Below are 13,101 nucleotides of genomic sequence, written 5' to 3'. Positions count from 1 at the left end.
GGGGTCGCCGCCGCTCTCGCAGGCTAGGGCTGCAGTCGCTCGAGGCGCCAGCCCGCGGCATCCGCCCCCGGCTCGCGCGCGAACACCAGCCGATCGTGCAGCCTCGACGTGCGCCCCTGCCAGAACTCGACGCGCCACGGGCGAAGGCGGTACCCGCCCCAGCGTTCGGGCCGGCCGACCTCGTCGACGCCGGCGTACTGCTCCTCGAGCGCCGCGACGGCGGCCTCGAGCTCGGCGCGGGAGCCGATCGGCTGCGACTGCCGACTCGCGCTCGCCGAGATCCGGGAGCCGTACGGCCGACCCGCCCAGTACGCGTCGGACTCCTCGTCGTCGACCAGGTCGACGTCGCCCGTGACGATCACCTGCCGATGCAACGCGTACCAGGGGAAGAGGAGCGTGGCCGTCGGATGCGCGGCGAGCGCCCGCCCCTTGCGCGACTCGCGATCGGTGTAGAACACGAACCCGCGGTCGTCGACGCCGCGCAGCAGCACCGTGCGGCTCGACGGCGTGCCGTCGGGATCGACCGTGGCGAGCACCATGGCGTTCGCCTCGTACACGCCGCGCGCGTCGGCCTCGGCGAGCCATCGGTCGAACTGCACGAGCGGGTCGGATGCCACGTGCTCCTCGTCGAGCACCTCGGCGCCGTAGTCGCTGTGCCGGTGCAGTGCGTGCTCGATCCCGCGGTCCAGTCGCTCGGCGTCGACGGCATCGCTCATGGCTCCAGCGTACGAGCCGGACTTCCCCGCAATGCAGCGACGCCCCCGGATTCCGAGGAAACCGGGGGCGTCGCGACGATGGTGGACCCAGGGGTGTCTGGTTCCACGACCTTGTGAACGGGTGTCCCGCGACATTGTGAACGGTCGCCGCATCGGGGCTGGGATGTCCCGCGACATTGTGAACGGCTTCGCGGCACGGTCGGAGGGTGAGCAAGCCCGAGGTGCTGATCAAGGCCGTGACCGTGCAGAAGCTCTCCTACGGGCAGGTCGCCCGCCGGTACGGGGTGTCCAAGACGCTGGTGCATCGGCTGCATCACCGCTGGCTCGAGGAGGGCGATGCCGCGTTCCGGCCGCGATCGTCAGCGCCGCACTCGAACCCGAACCGCGTGCCGGGACCGCTTCAGGCGCGAGTGCTCGAGTTGCGCGACCAGCTCACTGCGGACGGCCTGGACGCGGGGCCGGACACGATCCACACCCACCTGCTCGGTGAGGGGCACCGGATCGGCCGGACGACGGTGTGGCGGATCCTGACCCGGGCCGGAAAGGTCACCCCGCAACGCCAGAAACGGCCCAAGAGCTCGCTGCTGCGGTTCGCGGCGGACCGGCCGAACCAGATGTGGCAGTCCGACTTCACGCACTGGACCCTCAGCACCGGGGCCGGGGTGGAGATCATCGGCTGGCTCGACGACCACTCCCGCTACCTGCTGCACCTGAGCGCGCACCGCCGCGTGTCGGGGCGGACGGTGACCGACACCTTCACCGCCGCCGCGGACAAGCACGGGTATCCGGCGTCGACGCTGACGGACAACGGAATGGTCTACACCACCCGGTACGCCGGCACGATCACCGGGACCGGGAACCCGAACGCGTTCGAGACCCTGCTGGCGCTGTACGGCATCGCGCAGAAGAACGGGCTGCCATACAAGCCCACCACCCAGGGCAAGATCGAGCGGCTCTGGCAGACGTTGAAGAAACACCTGCACGCCCACCCCGCCACGACGATCGAGGAGCTGCAGGTCGTGCTCGACGGGTTCCGCGACTACTACAACACCCAGCGCCCGCACCGGTCGATCAACCGGCGCACCCCCGCGTTCGCGTACGAGCTCATCCCCAAAGCATCCCCGACCGCGCCGGACGACCCGAACCTGTGGCGGGTCCGCTACGACCGCGTCGACCCCGGCGGGAAGATCTCACTCCGCTACGCCAACCGGATGATGCACCTGGGCATCGGACGACCCCACGCCGGCACCGACGTCATCGTCCTGATCCACAACACCGACGCGACCGTGATCGACGCCGACGGGACCGTGCTCAGCGAACACGAAATCGACCCGGAACGGACCTACCAGCCACAAACGAAAAACGGCTGAACCCGCGTTTCCGCGGGTTCAGCCGTTCACAATGTCCTGAGACATCACAATGGTGGACCCAGGGGGATTCGAACCCCCGACCTTCTCATTGCGAACGAGACGCGCTACCAACTGCGCCATGGGCCCGAGCCGTGAACGACTCTATCATCCCCGTGCGGGTGGTCCTGACCACCCTCGGTGGCGGATCAGACGGCGGTGCGCCGACGACGGAGCACGAGGTCGAGGTCGCCGATGCCCGGCTCGGTCGCGTCGACGATGCCCATGCTCGCGTACGGGTTCGCCGGCTCGGGGTCCGGCGACTCCGGCGCCGCGGGGCGCCCGGGTGCGGGTGACGGGGAGGCCGCTGCGGACGGCCGCAGCACGGGCAGCTTCGGTTCGCGGCGTTCGGCGCGCTCGACCATCTCGGCCTCGGCGGCGGCGCGCTTGAGCTGCTCGGCCTCCTCGATCGAGGCCATGACGCTCGCCGCGATCGTGCCGCGCGAGAGGTGCAGCGGCTTGGGCAACGGCTGGGGCGTCCAGCCGCTGGATGCCTCGGGCTCGGCTTCGACGTCGATGGGCTCGAACGGCTCGGCGACGGGTGGGGCGACCACCGTCGCCGGGGCGGCGGTCGGGGTCGCGCGGCGGCGTGCGAGTATCACCAATCCGGTGAGGGCGACCAGGATCCCGGCGGCACCGCCGAGGGCGATGAGCGGCGTGGCGCCGAAGGGCAGCGCGACCAGCCCGCCGACGACGGTGAGGAGGGACGCCAGCAGCAGAAGGGAGCACGTCGCGCGGCGCCGCCGCAGGCCGCGGCGCGTACCGCTCGCGCGAGCGGGCACCCGCACCGCGGCATCCGCCATCGACGGCACCACCGGAACCGGCGCGGTCACCGCGGATCGGGCGGCCTGCTGCGCGTGCTCGGCGCGCTCGGCGAGTTCGCGCTCGGCCGCGGCCGCCGCCTCCTCGGCGGCGATCCGCTCGGCGATCGCGAGGTTCTCGGCCGCCTGGGCCTCGAGGCGGGCCGCGAGTTCATGCTCGTGGAGGATGCGCTCCTGTGCGGCGACGTCGCGGGTCGTCATCTCGACGCGCACCTCATCGGGCGTCTCGGCCGTCTCGGCGAGGATGCGCAGCGTCTGCTGGAGGCGGACGGCGTTGCGCTCCGTCGCGAGGTACTGGCGCCGGCGAAGCCAGCTCGGCAGGAGGTACGCGATCCAGAGCGTCGCGGCCACAGCCACGAGCACCCCACCGCCGAGCGCGTCCATGGGTCAACGCTAGGTCACGCGCCAGCGCCCGATCCGCTCACCGCGGGCGTGTCAGCGATCCCGCACCCGAAGGGGGGTGAGCGCCGCCTCGCGGTCGGCCGCGGGGATGGTCGCGGCGTCGGTCGGCGCACGCCCCTCGCGCCAACGACGCAGCACGCCGCCCGGCACTTCCTCGGCGACGAGCGCGAACGCGAAGTGGTCGCGCCAGTCGCCGTCGATGTGGATGAAGCGGCGCCGGAGCCCCTCGTAGCGGAATCCGAGCTTCTCGACCACGCGCAGTGACGGGCCGTTCTCGGGGCGGATGCAGATCTCCATGCGGTGCAGCCGCAGCGCGAGGAAGCAGTGGTCGGTCGCGAGCGCGACGGCCGTCGGGGTGAGGCCTCGGCCGGCCATGTCCTTCGCGACCCAGTAGCCGATCGTCGCCGACGACAGCGAGCCGTGCGTGATGGACGACACGTTGAGCTGGCCGACGAGCTCGCCGTCCCACTCCATCACGAAGGGCAGCGCCGTGCCGGCCCTCGCGTGCGCGGTCAGGTTGCGGATCGTGGCCCGCGTGTCGATGACGGAACCGCCGCCCGGGTACGTCGCCTCCCACCGCCGCAGCCAGCCGCGGTTGTCGAGAAGCACCCGTTCCAACGGCCTGGCGTCGCGAGCGCGAACCGGCCGGAGCGTCAGCGACCCGTCGGTGAGGGTCGGAACGGATGCCGCAGGCACCTCAGCCTCGCTCGAGCCCGGCCGAGTACTCGACCAGCCACGGACGCAGCTCGGGGCCGAGGTCGTCGCGTTCGGCGGCCAGCTGCACGACCGCCTTGATGTAGTCGAGCTTGTCGCCCGTGTCGTAGCGGCGGCCCCGGAACACGACACCGTACACGCCGCCGGTGGCCTCGACGTCGTTCGCCATCTCCATGAGCGCGTCGGTCAGCTGGATCTCGCCGCCCTTGCCCGGCTCGGTGCGGTGCAGCACCTCGAACACCTCGGGCTTGAGCACGTACCGGCCGATCACGGCGTAGTTGGACGGCGCGACCTCCTTCGCCGGCTTCTCGACGAGGCCGGTGATGCGCACGACGTCGGCGTCGTCGGTGGTCTCGATCTGGGCAGCGCCGTAGAGGTGGATGCTGTCGGGGTCGACCTCGAGGAGGGCGACGATCGAGGCATCCCGTCGCACCTGCTCGTCGAGCATGCGGGTCAGCAGGACGTCGCGCGCATCGATGATGTCGTCGCCGAGCAGCACGGCGAACGGCTCGTCGCCGACGTGCATCTCGGCCCGCAGCACCGCGTGGCCCAGGCCCTTGGGATCGCCCTGGCGGACGTAGTGCATCTGCGCGAGGTCGGTCGACTGGTTCACCTTCTCGAGCTTGGCGGTGTCGCCCTTCGCCTCGAGCGTGGCCTCGAGCTCGGCCACCCGGTCGAAGTGGTTCTCGAGCGCGTTCTTGTTGCGGCCGGTGATCATGAGCACGTCGGTGAGGCCGGCGTCGACCGCCTCCTCGACGACGTACTGGATGGCAGGCTTGTCGACGACCGGCAGCATCTCCTTCGGCATTGCCTTCGTCGCGGGCAGGAAGCGAGTTCCCAGGCCGGCGGCAGGGATGACGGCCTTCGTGATCCGTTCGGTCATGGGCTTCAGCGTAGCCGTACCTGGTGCCCCCGCCGGCGCCGGCCCCGGCGACATCGCGTCCTAGGATGGCTCGCATGCGCGACGATCCGACGGTGGTGAAGCGGATCCTCCGCGCCGAGCTGCGCGAGCGACGGCAGAACATGCCGGCGCACGAGCGCGAGCAGGCGAGCGAGGGGTTCACGTCGCGCCTCCAGGAGCTCGTCGGATCGACCGGCGCCGAGTCGCTCTCCTGCTACCTCTCGATGCCGACCGAGCCCGACACGCGGCCGTTCGTGCGCTGGGCCGAGTCGAACGGCATCCGGGTGCTCTTCCCCGTCACGCGCGAGGACGGCCTGCTCGACTGGACCGTCGGCGAGGAGGAGGACGAGGTGAAGGGCCTGCACGGCATGCCCGAACCGGTCGGCGAGCTCCTCGGTCCGATGGCGATCAACGACGTCGACCTCATCCTCGTGCCGGCCGCGGCGGTGGATGCCACGGGCATGCGCCTCGGCTGGGGGCGAGGCTATTTCGACAAGACCCTCGGGTCGATGGGAAAATGTCCTCCGGTGTACGCCATCGTCTTCGACACCGAGTTCGTCGAGGAGGTTCCGCGCGAGGTCCACGACCAGCCGGTGAACGGCGTCGTGACGCCCACGCGCATCGTGGCGTTCTGACCCGGGCGTGCACCCCTCAATCCGCACCGAAACCCGAAAGCCACCACGCCGATGCCCACCTATTCGTACCGCTGCACCGAGTGCGGCCACGCCTTCGACATCCAGCAGTCCTTCACCGACGACAGCCTGACCGAGTGCCCCGCCTGCCACGGCGCGCTCCGCAAGCTCTTCAGCGCGGTGGGGGTCACCTTCAACGGCTCCGGGTTCTACCGCACGGACTCGCGGGCCGGCTCCGCCAAGTCCGGCAGTTCGACCGGTGAGACGTCCTCCTCGTCGGGCGCGACGGGTTCGGCGACGTCCGCCGGTGCGTCGAGCGGCACGAACTCGGGCGGCTCCTCGTCGAGCAGTTCGAGCAGCGCCGCGTAGCCCGCGCTCGACTCCGGACGACGCACACGAACGAACGAACGAACGAACGAACGAACGGGAAGGGATCCGCCGCGTGCTCAAGGGATTCAGGGAGTTCATCCTCAGGGGGAACGTCATCGACCTCGCGGTCGCCGTCGTCATCGGCGCGGCGTTCACCGCCGTCGTGAACTCGATCGTCGACAACGTCTTCAACCCGCTGATCGGTGCGCTGTTCCGGGCCGACAGCCTCGACTCCGCGATGATCCTCCGGATCCCGACGACCGATGGGGCCGTCGCCGAGGTGAAGTTCGGCGCGGTGATCGGCGCCATCCTCACGTTCCTCATCGTGGCGGCCGTCGTGTACTTCGTGTTCGTCCTGCCGATGAACGTCCTCAAGGAGCATGCCGAAGCGCGTCGGAAGGCCGGCGAGCCCAAGCCCGAGGATCCCGAGACCGAGCTCACGCTGCTGAGCGAGATCCGCGACCTGCTCGCGGCCGAGCGCGCCGGATCCGGAGCGCATCGGGCCGAGTAGCCGCCTACGGCGCCCGACCGCGACTCACCAGTGCGGCGGGCGCTCGCGCGTGATCCGCTCGTCGTCTGGCCGGGCGGGCTGCGGCGCGCCCTCGTCATCGGCCTCGTGCGCACCGGGCACCGCCGACTCGGGCGCCGGATCGGACCCGGGAGCCGGCGTCAGCTTCGCCCGCCGCCCGCGGCGCGCCCGCTCGACCCGCTGACGGGGCTCCTCCTCGTCGGTCATGAGGCCGGCGACTCCTCGGCCGGCTCCCCCGGCTGCCCCTTTCCGAGCACCGCGGCGACGCGTTCGGCGACCGATTCCGGATCCCCGAACAGCTCGAAGCTGTGCACGCGCAGGTGGTGCCATCCGAGTCGCCGCAGCACGTCGGGCCGAAGGCGAAGCGACTCGCGGAGGCTCCATCCGGCGAGCGCCGGGTCGGTCTCGACGACGACCGCCTTGCCGGCGTGCGCGGCCGCGAGCGAGAGCGTGCCGCGATGACCGACGCTGGTCCGGATGCCGCGTCGCTCCAGTCGCCGCGCGAGATCGACGAGCATCGGGTCGCCCACGCCCTGCGCGACGCGTGGCGAGGACTGCTGCTCCTCGGTCTCGGACAGGACGTTCGCGAGCGCGATCACGCCGTGGCGCTGCCGGTCCTCGTCGATGTCGTCGGGCCGGAACGCCGACACGATGTCCATCGATCGTCGGGCCCGCGTCATGGCCACCGCGAGGAGTCGTTCACCGCCCGGCTCGCCGAGCGAGCCGAAGTTCGACAGGAGGCGCCCGTGGGGGGTGCGCCCGAAGCCGATCGAGAAGATCACGCGGTCCCTGCTCTGCGCGACGGCCTGCTCGAGCGTGAGCACCGTGAACGGCTCGGCGCGGTCTCGCAGGATGAAGTCCGACAGGTCGGTGCGCTTGGCGAACGCGGCGAGGACGGCCTGGTGCACGCGCGCCGAGTGCCGGGCGCTCGCGGTGATGACCATGAGTGATTCGCGCGGGCGCTTCACCGCATGCTCCATCACGAGCTCGACGACCTTCGCCACCTCGGCGTCGAGGCTCTCGACCGTGCCGGTCACCGGATCGGGCAGGCCGTTGCCGCGCACGTAGTGCAACCCGAGGCTGCCGTGACCGAGGAAGCTGCCCGCCCAGGGCATCGAGACGATCCGCCCGCCGTAGAACCGGCGGTTGACGAGCTCGGCGAGGTCCTCGCCGCCGGCACGGTAGCTGCGGGTGAGCGTCATGGTCGGCAGCAGGTCGGACAGGCGCGCGAGAGCAGAGTCCGCGTGCAGCGCGTCGACGCTGTGCTCGGCGGCGGCCGGCTCGTCGGGTTCGGCGCGGACGGCGGTCTCGAACCGCGTCGGCGTCTGGGTGACGGGGTCGCCGAAGGCGACGACCTGCCGGGCGCGCCGGATCGCGCCGAGGTTCTCGGCGATCGTCGTCGCACCCGCGTCGACCAGCAGCACGGTGTCGAACGGGATCGCGTCGTCGATGAGCGGTACCTCGTAGGGCGACGCCAGCCAGACCGGCGCGAGGGCCCGGAAGAGGTGCGGGGCCTCGCGGTGCAGGCGGTCGGGACGCACGCGGTCGCCCCGCAGCATCCGCCTCAGCCGTTCGGCCTCTTCGTGGTGGTCGACGATCGCGACGCGCCAGGCCTCGGCGAGCCGCCAGGCCAGGAGCGGGCCGGCGGCCGACGCATGCGCGTCATCGACCAGCCGGAAGTCGGCCTCGAGCCGGTCGAGCACCGTCGTGTTGGCCCCGAGCAGCGCCGGATCGCCCGCCAGCATCGTCTCCAGCACCGACTGCCACCACGCGAGCTCGAGTTCGGCCGCGACCTGCTGCTCGGGCACGTGACGCTCGGCCAGGTCGACCAGCAGCGGGTCCAGGCCCAGTCCCCGCAGCTTCTGGAGCAGCGCGGTGCGCTCCTGCAGGTTGTGCAGCACCTCGGAGTCGGCGGCGAGTCCGGTGAGCGTGGCCTCGAGTTCGCGCAGGGGGCGCGCGGCGAGGCGCCGCGGCGACCCCTCGATGCCCAGCGGGCCGTCGAGCGACTGCAGGTCGGAGGAGACCGTGTGGTAGCCGACGTGGACGTCGTCGAGGCCGACCGGCACACTGGGTACCGCGCCCGCCTCGGAGTACCGATGCCACAGGGTGCGCTGCTGCTGGATGCCGCGGAGCGCCGCATTCAGGTCGCCGACGTGCACGCCCGGCCGCACGTACTCGAGCGCGAGTCGCTTGAGGCGTCGCCGGTTCGCGCCCGACATCCCCGTCTCGCGGCGCGGCGCGGTCGCCGCGATGAGTTCGCCGAGCGGACGGTCGTAGACCGCCGGCAGGAACTTGTCGAGCGTGTCGCGCACGTCGTGCAGGAGGCGCAGGAACACGCCGAGCTCGGCGATCGACTCGAACTGGCGGAGACGAGTCTGCGCGATCAGCGACCGGGCGCGCTCGAGCAGCCGCGGCACGTCGGTGCCGCTCAGGCGCTTGGCGAGCCCGTGCGCTGCCGACGCCTCCTCGGAGGTCGCGAAGGCCGCGCCGTACCACGGCGAGTCGCCCGGTCCGTACCGGAACTCGCCGAGGGCGGCCGCCCGTACGAGGTCGGCGGCCACGACGTCGCGGCCCGTCGCGAGGCCGACGAGCGAGCCGCGATCGAGTCGCGCCGTGGTGTCGGGGGGTGAGGGCATCGCCGCGAGGCCGGCCAGCGCGGTGAGCGCGTCGAGCACCGACGCCTGCAACTCGGGGTCGCGCCGCGTGAGTGCGTGCCGGTAGTCGAGCAGGACCTTGCGCAGCCGGACGAGCGCGTCGTCGACGTCGGCGACGCGCGGCTGCTCGGCCTTCTCGTTGCGGTTGATCGACTGGATGAGGTCGCGGCGGAGGCGCTCGGTCGTCACCGCGAGGCCGCCGAGGCCCACCTGGCCGAGGCGGTGGCCGATGCCGTCGAGGCTCGAACGACGCGCCCCGACGACGAGCACGCGCTTCTCGTTCGCGACGAGTGCGCCGATGGCGTTCACGATCGTCTGCGTACCACCGGTTCCGGGCAGCGTCTTCACGACGACCGAAGCGCCCTGCTCGATCCGCGCGATCACCTGCTCCTGCTCGGAGTCGGCGTCGAGCAGCAGCCGGTCCGTCGAGGGCGGCCGCTCGTCCTGGGGCACGGTCCTCGGCGGGTCGGGCGGCGTCGCGTACGCGGCGCGGGCGGACGGGTTGCCGGCGATGGCGTCGATGACCGGGTGCTCGAGGCGCGCGGCATCCGCCCCCATCGCGGGACCGACCTCGGCGAACGAGGACACCACGAGGCGCGGGGCGACCTGGAACGACGGGAGGTGGGACGTGAGCCCGCGGAGCCGGTCGATCACGGGCTGCGGCTTGAACACGCCGTTGCTGATCGCGAGGGCGACGAAGGCGTCGGCGTCGAGCGTGATCTGGAACTGTTGGTGCAGCTCGCGCGCGAGCGCGGGATTGAGGTACGGCTGGCCCTTCAGCTTCAGCTCGAAGTCGCGGCCGTAGCGGCGGATGGCGAGGGGCCGGAGCAGCACGGGCGCCAGGAACTCCTCACCGCCCTGATGCCACGATGCCAGTCCGATCGCGAGATGCACGGCGTCGATGCCGCGCACCGAGCGGAGCTCGATGCCCTTCTGCGTGATCTCCGCGGCCGCCAGTCGCGCATTCCTCAGGGCGAGCTCGTCGCGGATGAGGCTGGACAGCAGCGTCGAATGACCCGTGATGAACTGCGGCAGGCCTCCGGGGTGCGTGGTCGACAGCTCGATTCGTGTGCGCGACGAGTCCTCGAAGTGGACGAGCGGCGAGCGTCCGCCGAGCTCGCGGAGTTCGGCGTGCCAGCGGCGCCAGCTGGGCTCCGCGACATTCGCGGCGACCACGCCCGGGTCGCCGACGGTGACGGCCTGGGGCGCTGCGGGGTCGCGTCGTCGGCCCGAGGATCCGGCCGGCGCGGGAGCACGGGTCTCGGGCTCGTCCTCGAGGAAATCGTCCTCGTCGTCATCCCGATCGAGCCGTTGCACACCGACACCATACGGCGCGCTCGGCCGTTCGCCCGGAGCATCGCCGCGCGCGCGCAGATTTGGATACCCCGCGGGTATTGATACCATAGGGGTATCCGGATGACCGTCCCCGAGGAGCCCCCATGAAGTCGATCACCCCCGCAGAGGCGCACGCGACGAGCGGCGCCTTCATCCTCGACGTGCGCGAGCCCGAGGAGCTCGTGCAGGCCCGCGTCGAGGGCACGCACCACATCCCCCTCGGCTCCTTGGTCGAGCGCCTCGACGAGGTGCCGCGCGATCGCACCGTGTACGTGATGTGCGCGGTCGGCGGGCGCAGTGCCAGGGCGACGCAGTACCTCGAGCAGCAGGGCGTCGACGCGGTCAACATCGACGGCGGCATCGCCGAGTGGCACCGGGCCGGGCTGCCCGTCACGGTCGGAGGCGCGGCATGAGCACCACGACGACCGCCTCGAAGTCCGACGCGCAGCGGCGCATCGCCAACCGCCTCAAGCGGGCTCGCGGTCAGCTCAACGCGGTGATCGACGCCGTGGAGTCGGGAGCCGACTGCCGCACCGTCGTGACGCAGCTCGCCGCGGTGTCGAGCGCGCTCGATCGTGCCGGGTTCGCGGTCATCTCGACCGCGATGCGGGACTGCGCCACCGACCCCGAAGGTGCCGCCGACGGCGATCGACTCGACTTCGACGAACTCGAGAAGCTCTTCCTCTCGCTCTCCTGAGCCGAGGAGTCCTCGTCGACGATATGGGGAGCGGCCTCTTCACCGGGCTGGCGTGGCATCCGACGCCGCTGCCGTGAACGGGTTCGCATCGACATGACGGCGCCGACCGGTCGCAACCGGTCGGCGCCGTCGTCCGCTCACGGAACGCCGGTTCGGGCGCCCCGGCGTCAGGCGAGGGAGGCGAGCTCCAGTCCGTGGGCCTTCGCGACGCCCTCGTTGGTCAGCTTGCCGCCCGTGGCGTTCAGGCCCTTGGCCAGCGCCGCGTCCTCGGCGAGCGCGGCCTGCCAGCCGAGGTCGGCGACCTTCAGCACGTACGGCAGCGTGGCGTTCGTGAGCGCGGGCGTCGAGGTCGCGGGCACGGCGCCCGGCATGTTGGCGACGCAGTAGAAGATGGCGTCGTGCACGCGGAAGGTCGGCTCTGCGTGGGTCGTGGCGCGGGACCCCTCGAAGCAGCCGCCCTGGTCGATCGCGATGTCGACGAGCACGGCGCCGCGCTTCATGGTGGCGACCATCTCGTCGGTGACGACCTTGGGGGCCGCGGCGCCGGGTACGAGCACCGCGCCGATCACGAGGTCGGCGTCGCGCACCTGGCGCGCCGTCTCGTACGGCGACGAGGCGAGCGTCTTGATGCGGTGATCGTAGCGCGCGTCGAGCTCGCGCAACTTGGGCAGCGAGATGTCCATGACGGTCACGTCGGCGCCGAGGCCGAGCGCGGTCGCCGCGGCCTGCTCGCCGGCGACGCCACCGCCGATGACGAGCACCTTGGCGGGTGCCGTGCCGGGCACGCCGGCCAGCAGCACGCCTCGGCCGCCCTTCGACGCGTGCAGCTCGGCCGCGCCGACCTGCGGGGCGAGTCGGCCCGCGACCTCGCTCATGGGAGTGAGCAGCGGCAGGGAGCGGTCGGCGAGCTGGACCGTCTCGTACGCGATGGCGGTGACGCCCGAGTCGAGGATGGCGCGCGTCAGGGGCAGGTCGGCCGCGAGGTGCAGGTAGGTGAAGAGCGTGAGGTCCTCGCGCAGGAAGCGGTACTCCTGCTCGATGGGCTCCTTGACCTTGAGCACGAGCTCGGCCGCCCAGGCCTCCTCGGCGGTCGCGACGATGTGCGCGCCGGCGGCGCGGTACTCGTCGTCGTGGTAGCCCGCGCCCTCGCCGGCGCCGGTCTGGATGTCGACGCGGTGGCCGCGCAGCGAGAGCGCGTTCGCCCCCGCGGGCGTCATGGCGACGCGGAATTCGTTGTTCTTGACCTCAGCGGGCACGCCGATGTGCATGTGTTCGCTCCGAATGCTGTGTTGGTGTGTACCTCCATGGTCGCCTGTTGTTCGTCAGAGCGGAAGTCGCTCCGCATTCTGTTCGGTAGACTGGTCGCATCCGTTCCGAATGTTCGAAGGGAATCGTCGCCGTGACCGATCTGCCGCAGTTCAGCGAACCCGCCCGCGTGGCCCTCGACGCGATCGACCGGCAGATCATCGCCCGACTGCATGAGAACGCGCGCATCCCGAACGTCGAGCTCGCACGCGAAGTGGGCGTCTCGCCGTCCACCTGCCTCGCGCGCGTGCGCTCGCTCCGGGAGCGCGGCGTCATCACGCGGTACACCGCCGAGATCAATCCTGCGGCGCTCGGCTACACCCTCCAGGCGCTCGTCTCCGTGCGCATCCGGCCCGGCGCGCGGCACCTCATGGAGCAGATCTCCGACGAGCTGCGCCGCGAGCCCGAGGTGGCGCAGCTGTTCTTCCTCGGCGGCAGTGAGGACTTCCTCATCCACGTCCGCGTGCGCGACAGCGAGCACGTGCGGCAGTTCGTGCTGAAGAACCTCTCGGCCAACCCCGCCGTGGCGCTCACCGAGACCAACCTCGTGTTCGAGCACCACACCGCCAACTCCGCGGGACTGCGCACGGTGCTCTGACCCTGCCCGGATGACGCGGATG

General features: G+C 71.5%; 14 protein-coding genes, 1 tRNA gene and 1 pseudogene. 7 read left to right on the top strand and 9 right to left on the bottom strand.

What is annotated here, in order from left to right; genetic code table 11:
* Positions 1 to 23: 23 nt before the first annotated feature.
* A complete protein-coding gene (gene pdxH, locus BLT99_RS02050) occupies positions 24 to 716 on the bottom strand; it encodes a pyridoxamine 5'-phosphate oxidase (RefSeq protein ID WP_092668860.1) in 693 nt (230 codons plus the stop codon).
* A gap of 206 nt (positions 717 to 922) precedes the next feature.
* Here pdxH and BLT99_RS02045 point away from each other — a divergent pair, with 206 nt between their 5' ends.
* Positions 923 to 2,086 carry an integrase core domain-containing protein gene (locus BLT99_RS02045; RefSeq protein ID WP_092668858.1) on the top strand — a complete coding sequence of 388 codons (1,164 nt, stop codon included), beginning with the start codon at positions 923 to 925 and terminating at the stop codon, positions 2,084 to 2,086.
* 50 nt (positions 2,087 to 2,136) lie between these two features.
* On the opposite strand, the gene BLT99_RS02040 is transcribed toward BLT99_RS02045, so the two are convergent.
* The 4 genes from BLT99_RS02040 to galU all read right to left on the bottom strand — a co-directional run bounded on the left by BLT99_RS02040 (position 2,137) and on the right by galU (position 4,942).
* A tRNA-Ala gene (locus BLT99_RS02040) sits at positions 2,137 to 2,212 on the bottom strand.
* Between the two features lie 59 nt (positions 2,213 to 2,271).
* Positions 2,272 to 3,327, bottom strand: coding sequence for a hypothetical protein (locus BLT99_RS02035; RefSeq protein WP_092668856.1), 1,056 nt, complete (start codon positions 3,325 to 3,327; stop codon positions 2,272 to 2,274).
* A gap of 51 nt (positions 3,328 to 3,378) precedes the next feature.
* Positions 3,379 to 4,041: a GNAT family N-acetyltransferase gene (locus tag BLT99_RS02030; RefSeq protein ID WP_092668854.1), complete on the bottom strand. Its 663-nt coding sequence runs from the start codon at positions 4,039 to 4,041 to the stop codon at positions 3,379 to 3,381.
* A 1-nt stretch (position 4,042) separates the two neighbouring features.
* The gene (gene galU / locus BLT99_RS02025) at positions 4,043 to 4,942 is read right to left on the bottom strand and encodes a UTP--glucose-1-phosphate uridylyltransferase GalU (protein WP_092668852.1); all 900 of its coding nucleotides are present in this window, start codon (positions 4,940 to 4,942) and stop codon (positions 4,043 to 4,045) included.
* Between the two features lie 74 nt (positions 4,943 to 5,016).
* On the opposite strand from galU, the gene BLT99_RS02020 reads away from it, so the two are divergent.
* Complete coding sequence (locus tag BLT99_RS02020; RefSeq protein ID WP_092668850.1) at positions 5,017 to 5,595, top strand: 5-formyltetrahydrofolate cyclo-ligase; 579 nt, start codon at positions 5,017 to 5,019, stop codon at positions 5,593 to 5,595.
* 51 nt (positions 5,596 to 5,646) lie between these two features.
* Positions 5,647 to 5,739 (top strand): annotated as a pseudogene (locus tag BLT99_RS18215) (FmdB family zinc ribbon protein); the annotation flags it as partial.
* Between the two features lie 62 nt (positions 5,740 to 5,801).
* On the opposite strand, the gene BLT99_RS18210 reads toward BLT99_RS18215, so the two are convergent.
* On the bottom strand, positions 5,802 to 5,987 hold the full coding sequence (locus BLT99_RS18210; protein WP_308800455.1) for a hypothetical protein: 186 nt from the start codon (positions 5,985 to 5,987) through the stop codon (positions 5,802 to 5,804).
* A gap of 47 nt (positions 5,988 to 6,034) precedes the next feature.
* On the opposite strand from BLT99_RS18210, the gene mscL reads away from it, so the two are divergent.
* On the top strand, positions 6,035 to 6,472 hold the full coding sequence (mscL, locus tag BLT99_RS02010; RefSeq protein WP_092668846.1) for a large conductance mechanosensitive channel protein MscL: 438 nt from the start codon (positions 6,035 to 6,037) through the stop codon (positions 6,470 to 6,472).
* A gap of 24 nt (positions 6,473 to 6,496) precedes the next feature.
* Here mscL and BLT99_RS02005 read toward each other — a convergent pair whose 3' ends face one another.
* The gene (locus BLT99_RS02005; RefSeq protein WP_092668844.1) at positions 6,497 to 6,697 is read right to left on the bottom strand and encodes a hypothetical protein; all 201 of its coding nucleotides are present in this window, start codon (positions 6,695 to 6,697) and stop codon (positions 6,497 to 6,499) included.
* Positions 6,694 to 10,461 (bottom strand): AAA family ATPase, encoded by a 3,768-nt coding sequence (locus BLT99_RS02000; RefSeq protein WP_371874246.1) that lies wholly within the window; start codon positions 10,459 to 10,461, stop codon positions 6,694 to 6,696. Before BLT99_RS02000 ends, BLT99_RS02005 begins: the two co-directional genes overlap by 4 nt.
* Positions 10,462 to 10,583: 122 nt before the next feature.
* Between BLT99_RS02000 and BLT99_RS01995 the strand changes: the two genes are divergently transcribed.
* Complete coding sequence (locus BLT99_RS01995; protein WP_092668842.1) at positions 10,584 to 10,892, top strand: rhodanese-like domain-containing protein; 309 nt, start codon at positions 10,584 to 10,586, stop codon at positions 10,890 to 10,892.
* Positions 10,889 to 11,176, top strand: coding sequence for a metal-sensitive transcriptional regulator (locus BLT99_RS01990; protein ID WP_092668840.1), 288 nt, complete (start codon positions 10,889 to 10,891; stop codon positions 11,174 to 11,176). Before BLT99_RS01995 ends, BLT99_RS01990 begins: the two co-directional genes overlap by 4 nt.
* Positions 11,177 to 11,343: 167 nt before the next feature.
* On the opposite strand, the gene ald is transcribed toward BLT99_RS01990, so the two are convergent.
* Positions 11,344 to 12,444 (bottom strand): alanine dehydrogenase, encoded by a 1,101-nt coding sequence (ald, locus tag BLT99_RS01985; protein ID WP_092668838.1) that lies wholly within the window; start codon positions 12,442 to 12,444, stop codon positions 11,344 to 11,346.
* Between the two features lie 131 nt (positions 12,445 to 12,575).
* Here ald and BLT99_RS01980 point away from each other — a divergent pair, with 131 nt between their 5' ends.
* Positions 12,576 to 13,079, top strand: coding sequence for an Lrp/AsnC family transcriptional regulator (locus BLT99_RS01980; RefSeq protein WP_229724786.1), 504 nt, complete (start codon positions 12,576 to 12,578; stop codon positions 13,077 to 13,079).
* The last annotated feature ends 22 nt before the right edge of the window (positions 13,080 to 13,101 follow it).

It is taken from the genome of Agromyces flavus (genome assembly GCF_900104685.1).
Classification (GTDB): Bacteria; Actinomycetota; Actinomycetes; order Actinomycetales; family Microbacteriaceae; genus Agromyces; species Agromyces flavus.
This window is presented reverse-complemented; position numbering and strand designations above follow the sequence as displayed.

Coding starts and splice junctions, on each gene's coding strand:
- ald (WP_092668838.1), bottom strand. CDS start 12,444: ATGCACATCGGCGTGCCCGCTGAGGTCAAGAACAACGAATTCCGCGTC.
- BLT99_RS02020 (WP_092668850.1), top strand. CDS start 5,017: ATGCGCGACGATCCGACGGTGGTGAAGCGGATCCTCCGCGCCGAGCTG.
- BLT99_RS01995 (WP_092668842.1), top strand. CDS start 10,584: ATGAAGTCGATCACCCCCGCAGAGGCGCACGCGACGAGCGGCGCCTTC.
- galU (WP_092668852.1), bottom strand. CDS start 4,942: ATGACCGAACGGATCACGAAGGCCGTCATCCCTGCCGCCGGCCTGGGA.
- BLT99_RS02035 (WP_092668856.1), bottom strand. CDS start 3,327: ATGGACGCGCTCGGCGGTGGGGTGCTCGTGGCTGTGGCCGCGACGCTC.
- pdxH (WP_092668860.1), bottom strand. CDS start 716: ATGAGCGATGCCGTCGACGCCGAGCGACTGGACCGCGGGATCGAGCAC.
- BLT99_RS02005 (WP_092668844.1), bottom strand. CDS start 6,697: ATGACCGACGAGGAGGAGCCCCGTCAGCGGGTCGAGCGGGCGCGCCGC.
- BLT99_RS01990 (WP_092668840.1), top strand. CDS start 10,889: ATGAGCACCACGACGACCGCCTCGAAGTCCGACGCGCAGCGGCGCATC.